Origin of the sequence: Aureispira sp. CCB-QB1 (assembly GCF_000724545.1) — a bacterium.
In the GTDB taxonomy this organism is placed as follows: Bacteria; Bacteroidota; Bacteroidia; order Chitinophagales; family Saprospiraceae; genus Aureispira.
The window spans coordinates 1-1,133 of sequence record NZ_JHBV01000064.1; the positions used below are offsets into that span (position 1 = coordinate 1).

At 38.0% G+C, this 1,133-nt stretch carries 2 protein-coding genes; both read right to left on the reverse strand.

Going from position 1 to position 1,133, the window contains the following annotated elements; translation table 11 throughout:
- Window positions 1-291: 291 nt before the first annotated feature.
- A complete protein-coding gene (locus CG11_RS26140) occupies window positions 292-897 on the reverse strand; it encodes a hypothetical protein (RefSeq protein ID WP_052599916.1) in 606 nt (201 codons plus the stop codon).
- A partial coding sequence (locus CG11_RS26145; protein ID WP_197043954.1) for an N-acetylmuramoyl-L-alanine amidase occupies window positions 894-1,133 on the reverse strand: 240 nt, incomplete at its 5' end. The genes CG11_RS26140 and CG11_RS26145, both read right to left, overlap by 4 nt.

Genomic DNA, 1,133 nt, shown 5'->3' on the forward strand with positions numbered 1-1,133 from the left:
GACACCAACGCCAAGGTAATCGGGTTTGATAATGAGGGTGTGTTTGGATTCATCAGGGATGAGCATAATAAAAACAAGGGTTTTAGGAAGTAATTAGGCTGCTTTTTTGACAAGACAAAGATGCGGTAAAAAATGCTAAAAAAACGAATATGAACGAAGCATTCAAGGTTGAAAGAGGCGTAATTCTAGCAACTTTAAAGCGGCTTTTTGGATTAAAAATAACCTTGAACAAACGGCAGTTAAACGGATTAAAAAGAGGGCTGAAAAAAATATACGCCTGAAATTACGCTTTTACTGTTTTCGTTTCTTAAAAGGCAGCAAACGAACCCCCAATCTAACTTGATGTACATTTTGCAAGACATCATAATCATAACCGAGTGCCCAACCTTTCTTAGAGACAAATTGCAACCCAAGAGTTACACTAGAAAAGCTATTGATATTACCACCCACCCCAGCATTCAAAAAGAGTCCATTGGTAGGCATAGGAACAGGTGTATTAATACGAATGGTTTTGGTAATCTGCTTTGGTATTTTTAGTTTATAATCCAGCTCATTCTGCAGGAGCTGCCCATCTACCAAAGATTCATAATAGACCGTCAAATTATCATCCTCTAAACTATCTTTATAAAGCTTTGTAGCCATGTGTTGAGCGGTGTCAATAGCATTTTGGGGAACAATATTTCTAGAGCTATCGACATAAATAATTCTAGGTTCAGGAACTACTTGTCGAGGTAACTGCACAATAACAGGAGCTGGCAAAATCGTATCTAGAACAATAGTCGTATCAGCTCTAAATTTATGTTCATTACTCAAGCTAGATTCTTGCTTGCATTGCTGTAGGAAAATCACATAAGCAAAGAGTCCCAAAATCAAAGCAAATTGTAACTTATCTTTCATGAATGATGGTATTTAAGGTAGGCTTCAATAATTGCCAAGGTATAAGCGGCAATCCGATCTCGTCCTTTGGTTGTCATTAAATAGGTTCTGCATTCTTGCTCATTGTCCATGAAAAAATGTTCCAGGAGAATGGCAGGCATGTTGGTCAAATGCACCAAATCAAAATTCCTGCGTTTGATGCCTCGAAACGTACTTTCTGGAAAATGTTGGACAAACAAGGCTTGAGACCAATGCGC